The sequence below is a fragment of the Psychrobacillus sp. FSL H8-0510 genome, from assembly GCF_038008345.1.
In the GTDB taxonomy this organism is placed as follows: domain Bacteria; phylum Bacillota; class Bacilli; order Bacillales_A; family Planococcaceae; genus Psychrobacillus; species Psychrobacillus psychrotolerans.
This window is the reverse complement of the sequence record NZ_JBBOYZ010000001.1, coordinates 3,689,438-3,711,246: the sequence shown is the minus strand read 5'-3', so window position 1 is coordinate 3,711,246 and position 21,809 is coordinate 3,689,438. Positions and strand designations below refer to the sequence as shown.

Here is a 21,809-nt window from a genome sequence, read left to right as displayed (position 1 = left end):
TGGACAATAGAGCAAGTTAAAGGTTATATGGAGCCTAAACGAAATGATGAAATTGCACTACCCATGGCCAAGTATATGAAAAATCATTTCCCCTTTCTTGGGATTAAAACACCAGAACGTCGACTGCTTTTTAAAGCGATGACTAATGAAATGGAACTTCCACCGTATGAAGATATGGAAAAGGAAGTATGGGGATTGTTCCAGTTAGAAGAACGAGAATATCATTACATAGCAATTGAATTATTATCCAATTATAAAAAACAGTTAGCTGTAAAAGATCTACTGTTTTGTCAAAAACTCATTGAAATGAAGTCTTGGTGGGATAGTGTAGATTCTATCGCTCCTAAAATAGTAGGGGATATTGTCCTGACAAACAGAATGGAAGGAGAAGCCGTGATGGTCGAGTGGGCCAAGTCCTCGAATAGGTGGACGAATAGAGCATCTATTTTACATCAGTTAAAATACAAGGACAAAACAAATGAAGAGTTATTATTTGCGACCATTCAACGTCATGCAGAATCAAAAGAATTCTTTCTTCAAAAATCCATTGGCTGGGTATTGAGGGAATATGCTAAAACAAGTCCTCAAGTAGTGCAAGAATTTGTTGGAAGTCATACACTTGCTCCCTTAAGTAAGAGAGAAGCGTTAAAACATTTTAAATGAGTAAACAAAAAGAGGTTGTCCCTAAAAATCAGTGAACACTGACTTAGAGACAACCTCTTAGTTTGTGAAAAAGTTTTCTGTGTAGTAAGGAGTCGATTTTTTATCAAAAGCGGTGCCGACACCAAGATTTTCATAATGAACACTTAAAATGTTTTTCCGATGTCCCAATGAATTCATCAATCCCTCATGAGCAAAAATACTACTAGTTTGTCCATATGCTAGATTTTCTCCAGCATAAGAGAAACTCAGTCCATCTTCCTCTAATCGATTAAATGGAGATTTCCCTTCTAGATTTTCATGACTAAAATAGTTATGAATTGCCATATCCTCACTATGTTTTCGAGCGGTGTTGCTCACACTCTCATCGTAAGATAGAACAGAAAGGCCATGAACTACTCGAGCAGCATTCGTAAGATCAAAAAGCTGAAATTCAAATCCTTTTTTCAGTTCGTCCGATGGTACCCCAAAAGTAGATTTATGATTTTTTTCTACAGATTTTTCGACTACTTGAATGGCTGTTATTGTATTATCTTCATGGAGATCATAGAAAAAAGTTACATAGTTATTATCAATTAAGAACAAATCATATTCACCTGCATCAGGTAGGAGGTAGATGATATTCCCTTTTTTTAGTTTCTTAATAGGCTCATCCAATTGTGAGAGTACTTCTTCCCTAGTACTATTCATTTGTAGACCTAAAAAAGAAGATTCAGAAGGCTGATTGGTAAACATGGCATTTACCCGGTTGTTACTATCATAGGAAACCATCATAAAGTTTTGATAGTTTTCATGATAGGTATGCCATACTAAACTATATTCATTTAGACTAACTCGTTTAGCATTACCATGAATTTTCTCAATCTCACTTTTTTTCATCCCTATTTTTATTTCGTCTAACTCAATTCCAGTACCTGGTAAAGTTTTTTGATCTGATGCTGCAATATGAGAGGCTGGTTCATCTTTTGCCTGCATCCAGTATGCTTTTACTTCATCCAAATATTGTTCTACTTCCAGTGAATCAATCCAGTCGTCCACGGGGTTTAGGAATGCCAGATCAACGTATTCTACTGTGTACTCTTCCCATAAAGGTCTAGTAAAGAATAGCGCTATAACAAAAAGTAGTAACCAGCCTATTTTTCTCATGTTAAACCTCCAAACTACTTGCTAATTTCCCCGCATACAATTCTTCCACCAGAATTTCCGGAAGGATCCGTTTTATAATCATCCGCATTTTCATGAATAACAAGGGCACTTCCATCCGCATCTAATAATGAGTTACTTTTTCCTGCAGTCAAAACAACCGCCGGAGATACAGTTTCTAACTCTACTGTACCATCTTCTCCAACTTCAATGTTTGGTAAGTCACCTAAATGATAGCCTTTTGCATTTTCAAACCCGTGCTCTTTTCCAGTTGGATTAAAGTGAGCACCCGCGGATTCAAAAGTAGGTTTTTCGCAGCTTGCCTTTTCATGGAAATGAATTGCTTTAATGCCAGGAGTAAGACCCTCTGCTTTTAATAATATATGCACTCCTTTGGAATGCTCGGACAAAGTGGCTTTCCCTACTTCTTTACCTTCTGTATTCAATAATGAAACCTGCACTGCATCTTTTAGATCAGCGTCTGCAGAAGGGAAATTACACCCTCCTAGTGCCGTGACTGCTATTAGTAATGGAATTACGATTTGCTTTCTCATGTATTGTCCTCCTTGAAATACTTTAATGGTTCCAGTATTACCAAAATAAGGGCTTTTATATACATGGATTAAAAACTAACTAATAAAGGGTACACCCTCTATGCTATACAGGACGTTGTATTTTTTTTACTCTTACAATAAACAGAACCAGCGCAATAATGAGAGAAATAATAGAGAAGAGATATAAATTTTGATAACCAAGTCGAGTGGCGATAAGTCCTAAAATGTAAGAACCTATAGCTAGACCAGTATCAAAAAGCGTAAAAAATGTTGCCGTAGCATATCCACTACGTTCATGCTTCGTGGACTGAATTGCAAGTGTTTGAAAACTCGGAACTACAGCACCATAACCTAGGCCGATAAATGCACCAGAGAGTAAGAAAAGGAATGGGGAGTTCATAAAAGCAAGTAAGGCAAGTCCGATCATGAACGAGACAAGCCCTGGAATAACAATATATTTTGGTCCCTTTTCATCGAAGATTCGACCTGTAAATGGTCGTGTCGCTAACATCACGATAGCAAAGACAGCAAAAAAGCTACTAGTTAAGTGAAGTACACCTTTTTCTTGGGAGTAAATAGATAGGTAAGAAAGTACACTAGCATAAGAAAAAGCAACTAAACTGGCTATTAAAGCAACAGGTAATGCCTTTTTCTCAAAAAGATCATTCCACGTTAACTTCGATCTAGGGGAAGTAACTTCCACTTTCTTACCCTCAGGTATTAGTAATGCTGCGATGGAGCCAATTAGAAGCAAAATCGTTAAAGATAAAAACATGACATCATAGGAGAAAGATTGCATAAGGGTCAAAGCTATTAACGGCCCGATTACAACTGCTAAATTCGTAGACATCGTAAAATAGCCTAGTCCAGCACCACGTCTAGAAATAGGAATATTATCTGCAGCCATCGAACCACTAGCGGTAGTAGCAATACTAAAGAAAATACCTTGTACAAATCGTAGTACTAACAAGCCTTCAAAAGGTTCAATAAAATAATAAAGGCCAGTACATACTAAGTACAGGAACAGAGTAAGCCATAATACCTTGCGCTTTCCAATTAGGTCTAATATTTTCCCGGAAAAAGGACGAGTAACAATTGCGGAAACTAAAAAGATAGTCATTAATAGACCTGCATCCTCGTCTGAGCGCGATAATACATCTGTAGCGTAAAGTGGAAGTGCCGATACAAGTCCATAAAAAATTATAAAAATAGAAAAGTTTGTAGTAAACAAACTTATAAATGCTTTCGTCCATATAGGCTCTTTAGTTTTTAACATAATAATCCTCCTGTATATCTCGTATTTATGGTCTGACCAAAGGGAGTCCAGTAATCCTACATTGGCGTCCATACCATCATAAGAGTTCAGAGATATACTAACCCATCAAAGCACGAAGTAGAACCTAGAAGATGCCACATGTGGCTTCGTCTAGGTCAATCGCTTCCTTCTAACTTTAATTTATCTCTTTATTTTACCTTTTGTAGCAGTTCAAACAATAGAAGTTCTTCTTCTTTGGACAAGCCATTGAGAACTCGTTCCTCAAATTCCTTCATCGCTTCGTTGATAACTGGAAACTGTTGTAGCGCATGTTCAGACAGTTTTACAATTTTTTCTCGTCTATCTTTACCAGAAGAGATTTCAATCCAACCAAGCTCAGCTAACCTATTAACCGTTCTTGTAATAGTGGGTGCTTCTACGTTTAAGTATTTCCAAATCTGTGTCAATGTCATTTCATTATGCTTTTGGATACAGTAAAGAACTGACCACTGCGAAGCGAATAAATTAAATTCTTTTAAAGTATGATTAACTTCCTGTTTTAAAAAACGATATTTTTGAAAAAGCTCGTGAATAAGTGGATTCATTGAGTGAAACTCTCCTTTTATGTAAATCCAAATTACTTAGCTAACTAAATATATGTTACGGCGAAAAATAATATTTGTAAAGAGTACATAGTTATGCTATTTAAGTGAAATAAAAAAACCGAGCAATATGCTCGGTACATTTACTAGGTTAAAAACATTGAAAAGAGGAAATTCTCTCCAAATCTGTTCCGTAGTAAGTCCACATGAATCCGTTCCATCTAAATCCTGATACAGATCTTCTGCCGACAAACGTAGGATAAAGCCAAAAAGAATTGCCGTTATTCAGCCATACATACGTATTGCGGAATAGACAACCTCGGATGGAACCAGGATCTACAGCAAATACCCCGACACTTTGTCTTTGTGGAACAAAAGAAGGTGGTGGGCTAGTCGGAGCTCCTTGTTGACCACCGCCTTGTTGACCCCCTGGTGGTCTCCCTGGTGGAAAGCTAGGAGGGAATGATGGCCCTTGTTGTTGACCAAACGGAGGGAAGATGTTCCCAGGAAATTGTTGATTTCCAAATGGTGGCATCATACTTCCAGGAAACTGTGGATTTCTAAATTGTTGTCCTTCAATAGGTGGAAATCCTTGGGGACCGCCTGGACCTTGTGGAAAAGGAAATTGATTGTTCATTGCTTAATCCTCCTTTCATAGAGTAATCAACTTAGTATATGTCAGGAGGACATTTGTGGAACGGTGCTTAATGGATATATGATTTAGCTATTTCGATTAATTGTTCACTTGTTATTATTTTATCTCCACCACCTTGAGCCATGTTCTCGTTGCCCCCGCCTTTGCCATGGATAAAAGGCAAAATATGTGTAATGAGGTCTTTCATACTTTGAACTACATTACTTCCTTTCGCAACGACAATTTGTAGCATGTCATCATTGTGAGAGACTAAAATACACATAGATTGTGGGGTGTCTTGGATGACTAATTTAGCTAGTTTTTGAAGCTCTTGCATCGATCTATTTTCGAGTATACAAGTAATCGTAGTTCCATCTGAGTTTTCTCTTAACTCTCTTGCTTTATATGTTAAAAGAGAATTGGATAGATCTTTTATTTCCTTTTCTAATGCGGAATTTTGTGCTAAAAGATTTTTGGCAGCATTAATAATTTTGTCTTCGGGAGTGCTTAAAGTACTAACTAAATTTACAAGTACCTGGTGTTTTCTATGTAAATGTGTAAGAATTCTTTCCCCACATATGAACTCCACTCGTACAAGTTTCTTTTGTTTTTCTGTCTGAAGAATTTTAATAGCTCTTACTTGCCCAGTAGAGGATGGATGGGTTCCCCCGCATGCATTGTAATCGTAGTCAGGAATGATGACGAGTCGAATATTTTCTTTTACTGATGTCGCTTTTCGTAAATGGAAGTTTGATAATTCCTCTTCGGTTATCCACTTTGTTTCAATAGGATGATTTTCTAGAATTACTTGATTTGCACGTAGCTCTACTTCTATTAACTGTGCTTCTGTTACTTCGGCTGCATTTAAGTCAATCGTCACTGTATCTTTTCCTAAATGGAAGCTAACCGTTTGGAATCCAAATAATTGTTCAAAGGCTGCCGATAGGATATGTTGACCAGCATGTTGTTGCATATGATCAAAACGTCTCTTCCAGTCAAGCTGTCCCTTTACCTCCAAAGTATTTTCAGGTAAAGGATTATTAATGAAATGTCTAATTTCACCATCAACTATTTCTACATTTGTCACTTCAACGTCGTTTAACAGCCCAAGATCATGCGGCTGACCACCACCGGTAGGGTAAAAGGCAGTCTTGGAAAGAACAACATAATCTTGCTGCTGTTCAATTACTTTTGCATGAAAGGATTGGATGTTGGGATTTTCATAATAGAGTTTATTAGTCATTTAAATGGCTCCTTTGGATTGGAAAGTTTTGAGCATGCTTTTAAAGCAAAATGCTTATAACAAATATACAAGAATTATAAACAAGTTGGAGTGCTAATGTTAACACGTATGTAAGGTAAGAATAAATCTACCTTTGCAATAGTAATTACAGACGTAGTTTAATATACTGAATTTAAAGAAAAAATAAATTGAATGAGGTTTTCATGATGAATGCATTAGCTAAAAAGTATTGGGATACGTATTTTGTTGGAAAAGAAAAGCCGCTTTCAGTCACTGCATGGCAGTTTGGTGGTATTCCAGATGAATTGGCTCAGCTAGTAAAGGATGGAGTAAAATCTGCTACCTGCTCATTGCATTTACATTATGAGTTAGAGAATGAGCCACTTCCTATGGTAAACGATTATAGTATTGTACTTAATAGTAAGGATGAACCAGTTTGTATAATTCGGACATCGGACGTGAAAATAATGCCGATGAAAGAGGTACCTTTGGATTTTGCTTATGCAGAAGGAGAAGGGGATCTTAGCTATGAACATTGGCGTAAGGTACATATCGAATTTTTCACAAACGAGTTAAAAGAATTAGATAGGGAGTTTTCAGAAGAGATGTTACTAGTTTGCGAGCGTTTTGAACTTATAGACGTTAAGTAATGGAGGAGAGAATATGTTTAAGACAGTAACGCTATATACAAATCAATTAAAACAATTACGAGGCTTCTATGGGAATGTTTTAGAGCTTCCTATAGAACAATCTACAGACGAATATTTCCAACTATCAATTGGAACTTCGACGCTCATTTTTCGACATTCCGATTTACAGACTTCCTATCATTTTGCCATTAATATACCAGGTAACCAATTCACCCTTGCAAAACATTGGGCAAAAGAGAGAGTGTTACTAAATAGAGAAGCATCTGTAGATGAAATCTATTATGCTCGGTTTGAAGCAGATGCTTTCTACTTTGAAGATCCAACGGGTAATGTGATTGAGTTAATAGCAAGGAGAAATGTAGACAAATGGAGTGATTTCAGCATTGAGTCATTTTTAAATCTAAGTGAGGTAAGTATTACTACTCCCTTTGTAGAGGAATCAGGAGAAAAGCTGCAAAGTATTGGTATTCCTATTTCCGGGCATGTCCAAATTGAACCGGATGAATTAAACTTTCTAGGAAAAAAAGATACGTTTATTTTATTAGTTCCCCCACAGAGAAAATGGTATTTTTCTAAAAATATGAGTAAAACTTCTCCATTAGAAATAGTTCTGGAGACTGGAAAAGAAATTCTAGTAAATAGAGAAGGAAAAATAACGATTCAATAAAAGAGAGCGACTAATTATCCACAGTGGAATAATTGTCGCTTTTCTTTTGGAAAGTTATTAACATGTGGGTAACTCTCTGGAAATTTGTGTACTGTGGATACACTGTGAATAACTTAAGAATTAGCCTTCAAAGCGTACATTAATGTGGAATAGGACTGCATATCTGCAAAGTTAATACCTAGTGAAACTGCCGTTTGAGCAAGTTCAGGTCGAATTCCAGAGAAAATAGCATGCACACCAATAAGTTTTAGTGCAGAATGCAGCTGATACAATTGTTGGGCAACCATCGTGTCTAATACTGGTACTGCCGATAAATCTATAAAAAGGGTACTAAGCTTTTTAGCAAAACTCTGTTCCAAGGTGGTTTCTAAAATAATGGATGCACGTTCGGTATCGATATTTCCTACTAAAGGTAAAACTCCTATCCCTTCTTTAATAGGAATAACAGGACTACTTAACTCTGTAATCAGAGCTTGTTGGGTAGCGAGAAGATTTGCTGTATATATATGATGATACTTTGCAAAGTTTTCAATGATGTGGTCAAATGCAGTATTCATCAAATTAGACCATTCCGCAACCTGCTTTCCAGTTACAGGAGTTGTAGACTGTTGGATAAATTTTTGAACGAAAGCCCAATAGGCAATCCGGACATTACGAAAACTTCGGATGCTTTCATACAAAGGGAATTTTTCTTTTGCTCTCTTTTCTGCGACTACTGCAGAACGGGTGTTGATATATTCAAGATATTCATATTGATCACGGATATAGACAGAAGATATAGCTTCTATTAAAGCTCCATTTTCATCTCTCAAGTATGTATTGTTTTGTGGTAGGGAGTAGGTTGGATTATCTTTTGACTGTTGAGTTAACCATGCATCTGTTATTTCCGATTTATTGGTCATGATAAAATCAAATAATTCTTTGTTTAGATGACTCATTTCATCTATCTCCTTCAATCTTTCTAATATTAATATTATTGTAAGGGTACTGAACAAATTATTCCACTTAGGTGGAACAAAATATCGTAATTTAAACAATTACTAGAAAGGAAAGATGAAACCGAGATGATATGGTATAAAAAATCTAAAGAAGAAGTGTTCCAGGAACTTCATGTTAAAAACGACAAAGGGATCACGGAGCTAGAAGCACAAAAACGATTGCAGCAATACGGCCACAATCGATTAGCTACTAATCGCAAGAAAACTTGGGTAGAGAGAATATTTTCACAGATTAACAATGTTCTCATTTATGTTTTGATAGTTGCTGCTGTCGTTTCTGCTTTTGTTGGCGAGATTGCAGATGCACTTATTATAGGACTGGTCGTAATAATTAACGCTGTTGTGGGAGTTATTCAAGAATCCAAAGCAGAAGATGCACTGGAAGCACTAAAAAATATGGCTACCCCAAAAGCGATTGTGCAAAGAGATGGAGAAATGAAAGAAATAGACTCAGCAGAGGTTGTGCCTGGAGATTTTGTGGTGGTAGGGGCAGGTTCTTATATCCCATGTGATATTCGTCTAATAGAGTCTGCTAATTTGAAGGTAGAAGAAGCAACACTTACGGGAGAGTCAGTTCCTGTTGATAAAGATGCATTTGCTCTGTTAGAAAAGGACGAACAGGATATTCCACTTGGCGATCAGCTAAACATGCTATTTATGTCTACGCTTGTAACAGTCGGACGAGGAACAGGAATAGCTGTAGCTACAGGGATGGATACTCAAATTGGTAAAATAGCCGGTATGTTAAATACTACTGTAGATGAGCAAACACCATTACAAAAAAGCCTGGCACAAGTAGGGAAATACCTAGGTATAGGGGCTTTGATTATTTCACTGGTCATGTTTTTAATAGGAATTTTACAGGGGCGAGATTTTCTAGAAATGTTCATGATTGCTGTAAGTTTGGCGGTTGCTGCTATTCCTGAAGGGATGCCTGCCATTGTATCTATTGTTCTTGCAATCGGTGTACAGAGGATGATTAAACAACATGTCATTATTAGAAAATTACCAGCTGTCGAAGCATTGGGTTCAGTAAATGTAATTTGCTCCGACAAAACCGGAACACTCACCCAGAACAAAATGACAGTAACGAAATTCTATGCCGACGGTCAAATACATGCCCTAAAAGATTTTCAGTTAGAAAACGATATACAAAATCTATTGATGAAAATCTTTGTATTATGTAATGATGCTACATATACAAAAGATACAGAAACTGGTGATCCCACTGAAATAGCATTAGTGGCAGCAGCAGCTCAAAATAATCTAGATAAAGATTTACTAGAAAAAGAGTACCCACGTATTCATGAAATTCCATTCGACTCGAACCGGAAGTTAATGACTACAGTGCATATACATGAAAATGAATATTACCGTATGACAAAGGGTGCAATAGATCGATTATTAAATCATTGTAATCAAATAATGACTGAAGAAGGTGTCATGCCCTTAACCGAGAAAATAAAGGCAGAAATTATCTCTGCTTCACATACCATGTCACAGTCTGCACTTCGTGTATTAGCTGCGGCCTACCAAGTGGAGGGACATAAAGGACTAGTAGGGTCTGAAGAGGATTTAATATTTGTAGGTTTTGTGGGAATGATGGACCCACCGAGATTAGAAGTGAAGGAATCTATTGAAGTGTGTAAAAAAGCTGGTATTCGAACAGTGATGATAACTGGAGACCATAGAGATACTGCTTTTGCCATTGCTCGTGAGTTAGGTATTGCCAAGCAAGAATCAGAAGTAATGGAAGGTATTGAGCTGGATAATATAACAGAGGAAGAAATAAAGACTGCATGTAATAAAACAAACGTTTTTGCAAGAGTATCACCTGAACATAAGGTGAAAATTGTGCAAGCATTAAAGTCTGCCGGTCATACTGTTTCAATGACAGGAGATGGTGTGAATGATGCGCCGTCCCTTAAAGAAGCAGACATTGGAGTTGCAATGGGAATAACAGGAACTGATGTAGCAAAAGGTGCGTCAGATATGATATTGACCGATGATAACTTTGCCTCTATCGTGAAAGCAGTAGAGGAAGGTAGAAATATATATAAAAATATAAAAAAGTCGGTTATCTTTTTAATCTCCTGTAATTTAGGTGAAATTATTGCACTGTTTTTTGCTATTGTGGCTGGATGGCCAACCCCACTCCGTTCCATTCATATTCTTTGGGTGAACTTAGTGACAGACACATTCCCAGCATTGGCACTTGGTGTAGATCCAGAGGAACCAGGAGTCATGAAGGAAAAACCGAGGAGACAAAAAGAGGGACTTTTTCATGGAATGCTACCATTTTTAATATTGAACGGATTGTTAATCGGTATAATTACCCTTGTAGCTTTTATAATTGGTTTAAATGGCGTAACATCGGGTGTTCCCGAGAATGTATTAATGCATGCACAGACAATGGCATTTATTACACTTAGTTTTTCACAGTTAATCCATTCGCTGAACTTTAGATCTATGAACCAATCTGTATTTAAAGTAGGTATATTCAAAAATAAGTTCTTGTTAGCTTCTATTCTAGTTGGCGTAATTATTCAAGTCCTAATAGTTTCGGTTGGACCATTAGCTAAATTGTTTAGCGTTCAATCATTGGGTTCGATGGATTGGCTAATTGTCATTGCACTTAGCTTGCTGCCATTAATCATTAATGAGTTGGTTAAATTGTTTAAAAAGTAGAGGGGGGAAAATAATTGCAAAAGACAATAGGGCTTGTAGTCGGAATCGCTTTAGTACTATTAATAGGAGTATTTTATGTACTTAGTAATAATCAGAAACAAGTCGAAAAGGAAGATGTGAAACAACTGTCTGTAGAAACTCATAATTTCAATAAAGTACTTGCATATGAAAATGATTATATGGGCAATAACTCTAACATTACAAACCTATTTAATAAACTTCCACTTTCTAATTATAAGTACACGGTAGAGTTGGAGCCAGATACATTCACAGCCGCTATAAATTACAACACGAGTAGCGACGAAAAAGCAGTTATATATAATACAACAGCTGCTTTTGTATTGATAAAAAATTTAGAAGTAATAGATATGCGTTTTTCAGACCAATCCTATGTGTTGACCAGAGAGAATGTGGAGCAATGGTTTGGAGATGATTTTGAGAGGTTAATAGATCCGAGCATATTTAAAGATAAAGTTCAAAACGCTCTAATGGAAAGTACAACAACCAATTGGATTGATCAATATACAAAATAGGGGTGTTTTACTATGGAAATTTTAACAGACCAATTAAAAAAGAGGCAAACAGAAAACCAATTTTCAGGATCTATTGTTGTAAAACAAGGTGATTCGGTACAGCTTCAAGAAAGTTTTGGCTATGCAAATCGTACAGATGCAGTACTAAATGAGAAGCATACACGTTTTGGGATTGCTTCGGGTTGTAAATTATTTACTGCAGTTGCGATTGCTCAGCTTGTAGAAGCTGGAAAACTAAGATTTGATAGCCTATTAAAAGAAATCTTAGATACTTCTTTTCCACATTTTCATGAAGGCATAACAGTCCATCATCTTTTAACGCATACTTCAGGTATTCCAGACTATTTTGATGAGGAAATAATGGATGACTTTGAAGAGTTATGGATAAGTACTCCGATGTACCATATCCGCCGTTTGCATGATTTTTTACCCTTTTTTCAAAGCGAGAAGCAAAGATTTATACCCGGTGAAAAGTTCTATTATAATAATGCGGGATATATAGTACTTGGTTTAATAGTAGAAAAATTGACTGGAATGCTTTTCATAGACTATGTTCAACGAAATATTATGGACAAAGCAGGGATGTGCAATTCCGGTTATTTTGCCTTAGATGCATTACCTACTAAAACAGCAATTGGTTATATAGATCACGAAGACGGCACATGGAAAACGAATATGTATTCTATTCCGATACAAGGAGGATCAGATGGTGGAGGATTTGTCACTGCTGATGATATGGTGTTATTTTGGGAAGCACTAATACAAGATAAATTATTGAATGATAAGGCAATATTAATGACCCCACATATTCAAGAGGAATCTAATAGTTATTATGGGTATGGTATTTGGATAGAGAAAAAAGAAAATCAAATCCATAAGTATCATGTAATGGGATATGATCCAGGAGTGAGTTTTCACTCGGCTTATTACCCACATAATAACGTTATTGTAGCTATATGCTCCAACAAATCTAAAGGAGCATATGCAATGATGCTAGAATTAGAAAAATCGTTCTAAAATAATATTGGATTTATTTCTTTTTTCGATTTTGTTGTTTTTTTAAAAGTTTATAAGCCAAGTAAAGCATGCTAATTCCCAAGACAAAAGACAATATAGAATACAGCACTTCATTTATATTTCTACCGAATATTAATAGTAAAAGATATAAAGGAACTAAAATATAAATAAATTTTTCTGGATTTAGACGCATTTTTTCACTCCTAAACTTGGTAGTTACTAAGCATTATTATATCAATAATAATGAAAATGGATTATTATCTAGAAAAAATGATAAACTATAAGTACGGAGGTGGACTTTTTGAAAATAACATCCTACGAAGTTGATAAGTTAAACGATCCAACAGGAATTATAACAGGCGATCGTTATGAATTCTTACTTGGATTAGAAGTACCTGAAGACGATGAACTTTTTGATGAAAATAATTCATTAGACTTACGTGTTATTCTAGTCGTAGAAGAAACAGAAGCGCGTATTGTACAATACCATTTCTTAAATCGGAGTAACGGTAAAGTATTAGACTTTGGTTTAGAAGACGAAGAAGAAGCAGTCGTTCTTGCTTTTTGTAAAGAACATTATAACAGTAAATAAAAACCGAGAAGCGAATTAAATCGCTTCTTGGTTTTTATTTTTAGCCTGTTTTCTCAATGTTTGTTGTTTAAACTGGTAGGAAAAACCAATCGTGAATGGAGGTACACTTGAAGAAAAACAACTACAAATCATGATCACAATAGTTGGAAGTCTAGCTATACTAACGATTGGCGGTTTAGTGTTTAATCAAATTCATAAAAATTATCAAGCAAATGAACTGATTATAGAAAAGTGTTTTGAGAATTTTGATAAAGTAGAACTAGTAGTGGTGGAGAAGGATGGCTTTTGGTCTCCAGTTACTTGTGAATAAAAATAGTATTACTTTTATATAAACTGGAATAAATATTCTCATTCCTTTGCCACACGTTAACAGAGATGTAACTAATTCTTATTCTGAATCACCTGTTTAAATAGAATTCTACTAATAATAGTTGTATGAGTTTAATTCTTATCGAAATTGAGGTAAACTGATGGAGAAGATTTACTATAAAAGGTGGCTGTTTGATGGAGATTACAAATTTATTGAAGCATATACCTGTTTTAGAAACTAAAAATGCTGGACCAATAAAAGTAACAGGACTTGCTTATAATTCACGAAAAGTGGAAAAAGGACAAGTATTTGTATGTATAAAAGGATTCAAAGTAGATGGACATCAATTTGCAGGACAAGCTGTTGAGAATGGTGCCGTTGCTCTAGTAGTAGAGGACTTTATCGATGGAATTGAGTTACCGCAATATAAAGTGGAAAACGGACGTGTGGCTCTAGCTACACTTGCAGATGCTTTCTATAATCACCCTACACGGAAGTTGAAGACGATAGGGATTACCGCGACTAATGGGAAGACTTCTACTTCGTTTATGACAAATGCCATATTAGAAAACCATGGTTTTAAAACGGGGCTTATGGGGACAGTCGTAGTGAAAATTGGGGATTATGCAGAGCCTTCTGAATTAACAACGCCAGAATCACTTGATTTACAACGTTTTTATGCACAAATGGTGGAGGAGAATGTCAGTCATGCAACAATGGAAGTTTCCTCCTCAGCACTGGAATTAAATCGTGTAGGCTGTGTAGACTTTGATATTGTTACATTGAATAATATTAGTCGTGAGCATATCGACTTGCATTCTTCGTTTGAAAACTATTTTCATCATAAGTCTGGTCTTATTCGAAATGCTGGTGCTGATAAAGTAGCTATTTTAAACTTGGATGACTCTTATTCTGCTTCACTTATGAACAAAACGAAAGCAAAAGTTATTACCATTGGTGTTGAAGATCAATCGGCAGATGTCATCTGTACCAATTTAGACCTATCAACAGGAAGAGCCAAATTCACGGTGGAAATTCAACAAGATCTAGTAACGCAGGATCTTGTAATACCTCAGCAAAAGTTTACTATTGAACTTTCAACTCCAGGTTTTCACTCTGTATATAATTCAATGGTCAGTATTGTGATCGCACTATTATGTGAAGTGCCAGTAGCTACTATCCAAAAAAGTTTGGCAGAATTTGTAGGCGTAGAGCGTCGTTTTGAAATTATTTTTGAAGATGATTTTAAAATTATTGATGACCACTTTGCAAACAGTGGAAACATCGACATCACGCTGGGAACTTTAGAAAAAATGGACTTTGAACGTATCAAACTTGTTTATGCTATTCGTGGAGATCGTGGAGTGACAGTGAACAGAGAGAATGCAGAGACCATTGCTAAATGGGCACCAAAGCTAGGTATACATGAAGTGATTGCGACATTAAGTCGTTCCCATGTGACTCAAAAGGATGTAGTTTCGGAGAGTGAGCTTGAAGTATTCCTCGAAGTTATGGAAGAAGCGGGTATCAAAGTTCAACTTTACGCAGAGTTGCCTGAAGCTATTAAACATGGTCTTTACGATGTTACGGACGGGGACTTACTGTTATTAGCAGGTTGCCAAGGAATGGATTATGGTGCAAAACTTGCACTTGAACAACTTGAAGTTATTCGCCCGAATGTCGATAAAAAGAAATTATTCCAACCGCTCGAAAAACGAGTAGCGGGAAACACATAATATGAAAAAAGCAGTTCCATTTTGTTGGAGCTGCTTTTTTTCATGAGTATAAATTTACCAATCAATATGCCATGTTAACCCTCTGCTGCACACTATTACCGTTTTGGTGAATAGTTAAGCGTCTGAAAGAGCTCTGTTTTTTCAGTAGGTGTAAGTTCTCTCCATTCTCCGATAGGGAGACCTTCAATAGATATGTTCATGATTCGTATTCGTTGTAATCTTTTCACTGAAAACCCTAATGCGGAACACATTCTACGAATTTGACGATTTAAGCCTTGGGTCAAGATAATGTTAAAGGTTTTTGGTCCAATTTTCTTTACTTTACATGGCAATGTTGTTGTCCCTAGAATATTTACACCGGCAGCCATTTTTTCTATAAATGTGTCGGTGATTTTTTCATTGACTGTCACAATATACTCTTTATCGTGGCTGTTTTCTGCACGTAGAATTTCATTTACAATATCACCATCATTTGTAAGAAGTATTAAACCGTCGGAATCTTTATCTAATCGCCCAATATGGAAAATACGAAGTGGATGATTAACGAAGTCGACAATATTACCTTTTATATGAGTTTCTGTAGTGCTAGTAATACCTACAGGTTTATTTAATACTAGATAAACGAGTGGTTGCTCCACAACAATTTGTTTGCCATCAACTCGAACATCATCGCCCGCTTCAACCTTACTACCGAGTTCTGCAGTTTTTCCATTAATCACTACTCTTCCATCAGTAATCCACTTGTCGGCACCGCGTCTAGAAGTAATTCCTGCCTCACTTAGAAATTTATTAATTCGCATTATAGACACCTACTTTTCTTGATGCATTAATTATAACAAAAGTTGAAACTAAATTAGAGTAATAGCGTAAATTAGAAAAGGAGTGATTGGTATGACAGTTGAACAAAGATTAGAGCAAACATTTAATGCACTGAAAAAAACATTAGGTTGGACTGTAGATAAACGTATAACTTTGTCACTTGCAGGGTATTATGTAACTTTAGAAAAAGAATTTGATGAAAGTAGATATAAAGAAGTGTCTAGTCATTTGAAAAAAAGAGCTGGAATCTTTTCTGCTTTACGCTCACATTTACATCCTCTTTTTGTAGCAACTCTAGATGTATCAGGAGCAGATCCGGAACAAGCAGTAAATCTGTATATGGAAAAAGCAGATGCTTTAAAACAGTTTGGTATTAAAATGAATAGCTATACTTATTTAGCTGCTCTTATGATGTCAGATCAAAAAGAGCAGTGGCCATTTGAATTGAAGATGGCACAAAAGTTAATGGATGATATGAAGACGTATCATCGTTTTTTAACCTCTACAGATGACTACCCTTATGCAATGTTTCTAGGGAAGATGGAAGGCGATACTGCAGTTCGAGCGGAAACGATGAATCGCTATTATAAAGAACTAAAGCAACATAAATTCTACACAGGGAATGAACTACAATGGATGTCACAGGTTCTCACGTACTCTAACCCTGAATATGAAGAAAATATGGTGAATAGGGCAGTTATTATCCGCAATGGTTTGAAAAGCGTCAAAATAAAAACATCCGCAGCACAATATCCGATTATTGGATTTATGGCAGCTTTAAAATTAGATGAAGAACAACTGAACGAGGTTGTAACAACCTATGAATCCATTGCTAGTACGAAATTATTTTCATGGTACAAAGACTCGGCTCTTCCCATTGCTTTCGGATTATCTTTAAGATGCTCTAAAGAAGCTTATGCAAGTGCCGCAATTTCCATGGCAACTTCTCTAGAGCTTATTTTACAAGCACAGCAAGCAATTATGATTTCGACTATGGCAGCAACAAGCGCTGCAGCAGCAGATTCTGGCTCAAATTGATGAACATGCTATACTAAACATATACTATTTAGATTAGAGGAGTTAGAAATAATGAACACGAATCCAATGAGTCAATCAAGAACTATTCAAACACATTTAATATTGCCACCAGATACAAATCACCACGAAACAATTTTTGGAGGAAGAGTACTTGCTTTTATCGACGAAATTGCAGCGATATGTTCTATGAAACATGCACAAGGAGCTGTAGTGACAGCTTCTATAGATTCTGTTGACTTCCTTTCATCTGCTAAAGTGGGGGATGTATTAGAGCTAGAAGCAGTTGTTTCTTCTACAGGTCGTTCTTCCATGGAAGTTTATGTTCAAGTAACGTCCATGAACCTACTTACAGGGGAAGAAAAACTAACAACAGAATCTTACGTAACAATGGTTGCGGTTGACGACAATGGGAAACCTGTACCTGTTAAGGGCATACATCCAGAAACAGAAGAGGAAAAACGTCTATTTGAAACGGGACCTGCTAGACGCGCTCATCGTAAGCAACGCCTAGAAATGAAATACTAAAAGAGTAGGAAGTGGCTCAAGTGCTAAAACAAATTGATGACCTTTACAAATATTTGATGGTTATGTTGCTTGTCATATATTTGATCAATTCAATTTATCTTCAAGAAGTTACTATCACTTTCACGGCAATTATACTCGTAATCCTCTTGGAATTTAGTAAGCATCGGCATCATATTAAACAACTAACTTATTCGCAACTATCTATTATCGGTATCGTATTACTAGCAGGTATTGCAAGTATCATTTATCTGTTAGTAACGATTCAAATATTCTTAGAGCCCATAGGTCTTCCGGAAAAAATGGAGAGTGCTCTGTTCTTTGTATGTATAGTAATTGGGATATATATTTTATGGTATTTTATCGGTAAGCTATTTGGAAGAGCGTTGGAAAAACAATGAAAAACTGTAAGTGCATTGCTTAAAGCAGTGTGTTTACAGTTTTTTTGTTCAGTATTTTGATGGAACTATTTTGATAATTCTTCGTAAAGACTATTAGAGGTGAGAAACTTGAAACATATTTATGAAAAATCTGCTCAATATACAAAATTCGCATCTATAAGCTTAGTAGGAATATACATAGTTTTGCTTATAGTTTTCAAAGATGTTATGTGGCATGACTTTGAAACTCATCTTGCTGTTGGCTTTACATTACTTGTTTTATATAGCTCTTCTTTTTTGTTTCAACATGCTGCAGAAAAATTGCCTGAAGAGAAAAAAGTGGATAGCAATTATTACTCAGCTAGTTTTCCGATTCAGGAACTTAATTTCCAACGAGACGTTTCGTTAATTCCTCAGACTTATTTAGTCTCCGGTACAGGCGAACGGTTATATAAGATAAGTCCTACTGAAGAACAGCCCTTTCGAAGGAAACTATCCACATTTAGTATTTTCAAAATGGGAATGTTCTTCCCAGTTACTTATCAATTGATAACAATGGATGAGAAGGTAGTGTCTACGTTTACCATTTACAATAAGCTTAGATTTATGAAAATAAAGGTGCTAGATCATAGTCGTCTACACATAACTACTATTGTTATGCCACTAATTTCTTTAAAAAATAGAGCTATAATATTTGATGCAAATAACGAAAAACTACTTCAAATGGAAGCGAAAAGTGTATATGGAGACATTGACGTTGATGATTTAGGTGGTCAAAGATTAGCAGCATATCGGTTTGGAATTTTTCCATATGCTACGCATCCTGCATTTGAAGTCCAAGCAATGAATGTCCATGTCTCCCTTGCGCATAATTTAACGCACACAGAAAAACTAACTTTTACTGCATTGTTTTACTATTGGACAGCCAATCAATAAAAACGAGCAAATTCATCTAGAATTTACTCGTTTTTTTTTAAGAAAATATATGTTCTATACTCAATATGTGCCCAGGAAGTATATAAAAATGTAACGTGAACAATGAGTTAGGGTGACTTAAAAGAATGAATAATACTGCTGATTTCCGTTTCAGGTGGCCGCTTTCCGCGGGCGTTGCCACCTTCGACTGCAATCAAATGTGTAGTACTTAACTTTAAGATATTGCAGCCTTTCGGTTAGATGATATGAGTAGTACAAGCAGCTATTATAGTAATAAAATTGTCTGTTGAATTAGGGGTACTACTCTGTAATACTTTTCTCTAAACATACTTACCTAGTTCTAAGTGTTGTAGAAGGGCGACGGGCAGATAAATGCCATAAGATTACTGAAAAAAAGTGATATTGGTTGTGACCAAGTCACAACCAATATCACTAAAAATTCAATCGGTAATCATATAGCAAGACGTTTGTCCAAAGTCCCTCGAAAACGAAAGAAACAGTTTTCACTTCAAGGACCGGGCGCCTTTATACCTGGATTCTCTTATATTAATCTTTAAACAGATTAAACCACCCTTTGTATTTGAACCAACTAAGCATAGAAAAAGCGATGAGGACCATAGCACCGAGTACTACGAAATAACTATATTTCCACTCAAGTTCAGGCATGTTTGCAAAGTTCATACCGTATACTCCAACAATGAACGTTAAGGGTATAAAAACAGTTGATACAATCGTTAAGATCATCATGATACGGTTCATCCTACTAGAGTTTATCGACATATGACTATCACGTATATCAGCTGTCAGCTCTCGATTAGATTCAATCATTTCCGTCAGTCGTATTAAATGATCATAAATATCTGCAAAGTAGGTGTGTTCCGTTTGCTGTAAATTCATTCGTTCTGAATTTAATATTCTATAAAGTAAATCTCGCATAGGAATAACTGTACGTCTTAAACGTAACAAATCTCCTCGAAGATCAAACACTGAATCCATAGAAAAATGGCGCATATCATAAGATAGCTTATCTTCTACAGCATTTAAATAGCCTTCAATTTTATAGACAATCGGAAAATAGGCATCCACCACTTTATCGATGATATTATAAGTTGCATGGATAGCACCTCTATCCCAGCCCTGTGAATTTTGTCTAATACGCTCCCGTGCTTGCTCCATTTCATGCATCGGATGGAAATGAAATGACACTACATAGTCTTGACCAACAAATATGTCTAACTCTTCTGCTTCTAATGTTTCCTCATTGAAAGAATGTAAAACAAAGAAGTTATAACCATCATAATAGTCCACTTTAGGACGCTGTAGCCTTTGTAAGCAATCCTCAATAGCCAGTGGATGAAAATGAAAGAAAGAACTAAGTAAAAGTTCTTCTTCTTTAGTTGGCTCAGCAATGTCAATCCAGTACCATTCAAACTTTCTCCGTTTTATATCTTCTATAGGAAAGTCATTTACTATTTCATGATCGGTCGTTATGCCAATCGTATGGATCATACATATCCCTCTTTTCATCACTATCTCTTTTCATATTATCTCATAGTCTTCATATTATTAATGTACCTAAAAAACTGAGGAAATGAAAAGAAAATTATGATGCTTCCACCAATAAAGATGGTATATTCTAAATAAAATGAAAATAGTGGTTGACTTAGGTAATTTCTATTTGTATACTAGGTATTAATCAAATAAAACAACTTTCTTATCAAGAGAGGTGGAGGGACTTGGCCCTATGATACCTCAGCAACAGGCAAAAATTTGTACTGTGCTAATTCCAGAAGCGTTATGCTTGAAGATAAGAAGAGACTAATTCACCGATGACGTGTAAACCTCTTCTTGTTTCTAAGAAGGGGTTTTATTTGATTTTAACTATAAAAAATAGGGGGAGAAATCAATATGTCATCGGAATTACTAAAAGCATTCAACACATTGAAGGAAAAGCAGTGGGTAGATTTAACACACACATTTGGAGCTAATTCACCACATTTCGCTGCTTTTAAAGCAGCTGAAATCGACACATTGTTTAATCATGACGATGGATTCTTTGCACAAAGCTTTCAATTTGCAGGACAGTACGGCACGCATATAGATGCACCTATACATTTTGTAAGGGATACGCGTTACTTAGAAGAACTCGAATTGAAAGAATTGGTATTACCATTAGTCGTCATTGATCGGTCAAAGGAAGCGGCTGAAGATAATGATTTTACTTTATCGGTGGATGACATTTTCACATTTGAAAAAGCCCACGGAAAAATCGAAGAAGGCTCATTTGTCGCTCTTAGAACCGATTGGAGTAAACGTTGGCCAGACGAAAAGGAATTTAACAATAAGGATGCAGCGGGTAATAATCACGCGCCGGGTTGGGGATTAGAAGCTTTGAAGTTTTTATTTCAAGAACGAAAGATTAAAGCTATAGGACATGAAACATTCGACACTGATTCAAGTGCTGACTATCTAAAAAACGGCGCATTACACGGAGAATATTATGTGCTTGAACAAGATACTTACCAAATAGAATTATTGACGAACTTAGATAAGCTCCCTGCAACAGGAGCCATTATTTTCAATATCGTCCCGAAGCCAGAAAAAGCCTCTGGATTCCCAGTTCGATCATTTGCCATCTTACCATAGAAGGAGTGAGATAAATGGACAGTTCAAACAGCTATTCAAGCTCCATTTCGAGCGGACCATGTAGGAAGTTTGTTAAGACCAGAAAGTTTACTGGCGGGCTTTAGACTTCTTTGAACACAGAAGTAACTCAATATGTTCCGCTGGAGCAGTTGAGTATTAGTCCGCAATGCAGATTTGCTTCTAGAC

Annotated in this window: 23 protein-coding genes and 1 riboswitch; of the genes, 14 read left to right on the top strand and 9 right to left on the bottom strand. The window is 36.1% G+C overall.

Annotated elements, in window-relative coordinates; all coding sequences use genetic code 11:
• The first annotated feature begins 27 nt into the window (after positions 1–27).
• A complete protein-coding gene (locus MHI40_RS18935) occupies positions 28–663 on the top strand; it encodes a DNA alkylation repair protein (protein WP_340764603.1) in 636 nt (211 codons plus the stop codon).
• A gap of 57 nt (positions 664–720) precedes the next feature.
• On the opposite strand, the gene MHI40_RS18930 is transcribed toward MHI40_RS18935, so the two are convergent.
• The 6 genes from MHI40_RS18930 to MHI40_RS18905 form a co-directional block, all read right to left on the bottom strand.
• On the bottom strand, positions 721–1,806 hold the full coding sequence (locus MHI40_RS18930) for a CAP domain-containing protein (protein WP_093537934.1): 1,086 nt from the start codon (positions 1,804–1,806) through the stop codon (positions 721–723).
• A gap of 14 nt (positions 1,807–1,820) precedes the next feature.
• The gene (locus MHI40_RS18925; RefSeq protein ID WP_340764165.1) at positions 1,821–2,357 is read right to left on the bottom strand and encodes a superoxide dismutase family protein; all 537 of its coding nucleotides are present in this window, start codon (positions 2,355–2,357) and stop codon (positions 1,821–1,823) included.
• Positions 2,358–2,460: 103 nt separating this feature from the next.
• Positions 2,461–3,633, bottom strand: a complete 1,173-nt coding sequence (locus MHI40_RS18920) for an MFS transporter (RefSeq protein WP_340764163.1) — start codon at positions 3,631–3,633, stop codon at positions 2,461–2,463.
• A 188-nt stretch (positions 3,634–3,821) separates the two neighbouring features.
• Positions 3,822–4,217 (bottom strand): MarR family winged helix-turn-helix transcriptional regulator, encoded by a 396-nt coding sequence (locus MHI40_RS18915; RefSeq protein WP_093537931.1) that lies wholly within the window; start codon positions 4,215–4,217, stop codon positions 3,822–3,824.
• Positions 4,218–4,365: 148 nt separating this feature from the next.
• On the bottom strand, positions 4,366–4,851 hold the full coding sequence (locus MHI40_RS18910; RefSeq protein ID WP_340764162.1) for a hypothetical protein: 486 nt from the start codon (positions 4,849–4,851) through the stop codon (positions 4,366–4,368).
• 67 nt (positions 4,852–4,918) lie between these two features.
• Positions 4,919–6,091, bottom strand: coding sequence for an alanyl-tRNA editing protein (locus MHI40_RS18905; RefSeq protein WP_340764161.1), 1,173 nt, complete (start codon positions 6,089–6,091; stop codon positions 4,919–4,921).
• Positions 6,092–6,297: 206 nt separating this feature from the next.
• Here MHI40_RS18905 and MHI40_RS18900 point away from each other — a divergent pair, with 206 nt between their 5' ends.
• Together MHI40_RS18900 and MHI40_RS18895 are read left to right on the top strand one after the other, a co-directional pair.
• Positions 6,298–6,741, top strand: coding sequence for an ASCH domain-containing protein (locus MHI40_RS18900; RefSeq protein ID WP_340764602.1), 444 nt, complete (start codon positions 6,298–6,300; stop codon positions 6,739–6,741).
• Between the two features lie 13 nt (positions 6,742–6,754).
• Positions 6,755–7,408, top strand: coding sequence for a hypothetical protein (locus MHI40_RS18895; protein ID WP_340764159.1), 654 nt, complete (start codon positions 6,755–6,757; stop codon positions 7,406–7,408).
• A 113-nt stretch (positions 7,409–7,521) separates the two neighbouring features.
• On the opposite strand, the gene MHI40_RS18890 is transcribed toward MHI40_RS18895, so the two are convergent.
• Entirely contained in the window at positions 7,522–8,346 is an 825-nt protein-coding gene (locus MHI40_RS18890; protein ID WP_340764158.1) for an STAS domain-containing protein, read from the bottom strand.
• Positions 8,347–8,472: 126 nt separating this feature from the next.
• Between MHI40_RS18890 and MHI40_RS18885 the strand changes: the two genes are divergently transcribed.
• The 6 genes from MHI40_RS18885 (at position 8,473) to MHI40_RS18860 (ending at position 15,282) form a co-directional block, all read left to right on the top strand.
• Complete coding sequence (locus MHI40_RS18885) at positions 8,473–11,094, top strand: cation-translocating P-type ATPase (protein ID WP_340764156.1); 2,622 nt, start codon at positions 8,473–8,475, stop codon at positions 11,092–11,094.
• Between the two features lie 14 nt (positions 11,095–11,108).
• Entirely contained in the window at positions 11,109–11,627 is a 519-nt protein-coding gene (locus MHI40_RS18880) for a DUF4825 domain-containing protein (protein WP_340764153.1), read from the top strand.
• 12 nt (positions 11,628–11,639) lie between these two features.
• On the top strand, positions 11,640–12,644 hold the full coding sequence (locus MHI40_RS18875) for a serine hydrolase domain-containing protein (RefSeq protein ID WP_340764152.1): 1,005 nt from the start codon (positions 11,640–11,642) through the stop codon (positions 12,642–12,644).
• A gap of 292 nt (positions 12,645–12,936) precedes the next feature.
• Positions 12,937–13,236 (top strand): DUF6509 family protein, encoded by a 300-nt coding sequence (locus MHI40_RS18870; protein ID WP_322788095.1) that lies wholly within the window; start codon positions 12,937–12,939, stop codon positions 13,234–13,236.
• A gap of 91 nt (positions 13,237–13,327) precedes the next feature.
• The gene (locus tag MHI40_RS18865; protein WP_340764149.1) at positions 13,328–13,546 is read left to right on the top strand and encodes a hypothetical protein; all 219 of its coding nucleotides are present in this window, start codon (positions 13,328–13,330) and stop codon (positions 13,544–13,546) included.
• A gap of 194 nt (positions 13,547–13,740) precedes the next feature.
• Positions 13,741–15,282: a Mur ligase family protein gene (locus tag MHI40_RS18860; protein WP_340764147.1), complete on the top strand. Its 1,542-nt coding sequence runs from the start codon at positions 13,741–13,743 to the stop codon at positions 15,280–15,282.
• A 95-nt stretch (positions 15,283–15,377) separates the two neighbouring features.
• Here MHI40_RS18860 and rluF read toward each other — a convergent pair whose 3' ends face one another.
• Positions 15,378–16,082, bottom strand: a complete 705-nt coding sequence (rluF, locus tag MHI40_RS18855; protein WP_093537919.1) for a 23S rRNA pseudouridine(2604) synthase RluF — start codon at positions 16,080–16,082, stop codon at positions 15,378–15,380.
• A 91-nt stretch (positions 16,083–16,173) separates the two neighbouring features.
• On the opposite strand from rluF, the gene MHI40_RS18850 reads away from it, so the two are divergent.
• The 4 genes from MHI40_RS18850 (at position 16,174) to MHI40_RS18835 (ending at position 18,977) form a co-directional block, all read left to right on the top strand.
• The gene (locus tag MHI40_RS18850; RefSeq protein WP_340764144.1) at positions 16,174–17,139 is read left to right on the top strand and encodes a DUF4003 family protein; all 966 of its coding nucleotides are present in this window, start codon (positions 16,174–16,176) and stop codon (positions 17,137–17,139) included.
• Between the two features lie 51 nt (positions 17,140–17,190).
• The gene (locus tag MHI40_RS18845; protein WP_093537917.1) at positions 17,191–17,664 is read left to right on the top strand and encodes an acyl-CoA thioesterase; all 474 of its coding nucleotides are present in this window, start codon (positions 17,191–17,193) and stop codon (positions 17,662–17,664) included.
• A gap of 20 nt (positions 17,665–17,684) precedes the next feature.
• A complete protein-coding gene (locus MHI40_RS18840) occupies positions 17,685–18,062 on the top strand; it encodes a hypothetical protein (protein ID WP_093537916.1) in 378 nt (125 codons plus the stop codon).
• 108 nt (positions 18,063–18,170) lie between these two features.
• A complete protein-coding gene (locus MHI40_RS18835) occupies positions 18,171–18,977 on the top strand; it encodes a hypothetical protein (RefSeq protein ID WP_340764140.1) in 807 nt (268 codons plus the stop codon).
• 546 nt (positions 18,978–19,523) lie between these two features.
• Here MHI40_RS18835 and corA read toward each other — a convergent pair.
• On the bottom strand, positions 19,524–20,486 hold the full coding sequence (corA, locus tag MHI40_RS18830) for a magnesium/cobalt transporter CorA (RefSeq protein ID WP_340764138.1): 963 nt from the start codon (positions 20,484–20,486) through the stop codon (positions 19,524–19,526).
• A 202-nt stretch (positions 20,487–20,688) separates the two neighbouring features.
• A riboswitch (SAM riboswitch) is annotated at positions 20,689–20,791 on the top strand.
• A gap of 94 nt (positions 20,792–20,885) precedes the next feature.
• Between corA and MHI40_RS18825 the strand changes: the two genes are divergently transcribed.
• Positions 20,886–21,623: a cyclase family protein gene (locus tag MHI40_RS18825; RefSeq protein ID WP_340764136.1), complete on the top strand. Its 738-nt coding sequence runs from the start codon at positions 20,886–20,888 to the stop codon at positions 21,621–21,623.
• The last annotated feature ends 186 nt before the right edge of the window (positions 21,624–21,809 follow it).